The following is a 1,592-nucleotide window of genomic DNA, read 5'->3' on the forward strand; positions in this document are numbered from 1 at the left end:
ACTCTCAGCGGCACAGGCACCGCCATCCTCACCGCGCCAAACAACACCCTTGCCTTCGGCAACGTCCTCGTCGGCCAGCCCTCCGTCCTGTGGTACAAGATCACCTCGTCCTTCAGCACCCTCACTGCCACCACCTCCGCACCCGACTTCAAAGCCATCCTCGTAGAAGACATCGGCTACGGCCACGGCCAGCCCCCAACCTCATCCTTTCTCCCCACCTTCACCGGATCCTGCATCAACTGCTGGTTAGGCGTACAGTTCACCCCCTCCACCTCAGGCCCGCAAACCGCCGCTGTCACTCTAACCTCCACCGGCACCCCTTCGCCCGTCACCCTCACCGGCACCGGCATAGCCCTCACCGGGCTCCTCCTCAGCCCCACCACGCAGGACTTCGGCACCATCCCTGTCCACAGCACCAGCGCACCCACTCTCTTCACCCTCACCAACCTCACCACCTCCGCCGTCACCCTCGCAGCACCAACCCTCACAGGAGACTTCGCCCTCAGCCCCGCATCCACCGGCGGCGCACTCTGCAGCGGCCCACTCGCCCCCAACGCCTCCTGCTTCTTCAACGTCGTCTTCTCCCCCACCGCCACCGGCTCGCGCACCGGTACCCTAACCGTCGGATCAGCCACTGCCGCCGTCATCGGCTTCGCCTCACCTGACCCCGGCCTCTCCCTCAACCCAGCCGCCCTCATCTTCAACAACGTCCCCGGCCCCACCGCCACCCAGCAAAACATCGTCCTCACCAACACCGGCACCGCAACTCTTCAGATCGGCACCCTCATCAACGCCACCGCCAGCTTCACCTCCACCAGCAACTGCACGACGCTCGCCCCAACCGCTGCCTGCACCATTACGGTCAACTTCATCCCCACCACCGCCCTCGTCACCGACACGCTCCAAATCCCCACCACCAGCAGCGCCACCGGCCCGGCCACCTACACCGTCCCACTCACCGGCGCCTACACCACCGAGAGCGCGGGCCTCCAGATCCTCCCCAACCAGGCCACCTACGGTGCCACTCCCACCAGCACCCTCGGCGGCACCCGTCAGTTCACCATCACCAACCTCACCGCCAAATCCCTCGCCCTCGACATGGCCCTCCCCCGCCAGTTTCTCCTCAACGGTCCCGCCTGTGCCGCCCTCGCACCCAACGCCTCCTGCAACTTCAACCTCACCTTTCTCCCCCTCACCAACGGCGACATCACCGGAACCCTCTTCGCCCAGGCCACCCCCACCGACGGCTCAGCCACCCTCAACGGCCTCGCCTTCGTCGAAGGCTACGGCATCGGCCCAGCCACTCTCACCCTCTCCGGCAACATCATCCCCGGCCAGACCGTCCTCGACTTCGGCCAGGTCTCCTCCGGCCAAATCGTCACCCAAACCGTCACCCTCACCAACTCCGGCTCCGCTCCACTTACCGTCCGCCGCCTCACCAGCCAGTGGCCCTTCCTCATCTCCTCCACCACCTGCGGCTTCACTCTTCTCGCAAACCAAAGCTGCACCGTCACCCTCGCCTACACCCCACTCAACCAGACCGCCGCCACGCGCGGCCCCGCCACACCAGACTCCGGCACTCTCATCGTCGA

At 66.0% G+C, this 1,592-nt stretch carries 1 protein-coding gene; it reads left to right on the forward strand.

The window, feature by feature from the left end:
- The coding region (locus GSQ94_RS21665; RefSeq protein WP_256369973.1) for a choice-of-anchor D domain-containing protein at window positions 1-1,592 on the forward strand (1,592 nt) is incomplete at both ends.

This window comes from Granulicella sp. S190, from assembly GCF_009766095.1.
In the GTDB taxonomy this organism is placed as follows: Bacteria; Acidobacteriota; Terriglobia; order Terriglobales; family Acidobacteriaceae; genus Edaphobacter.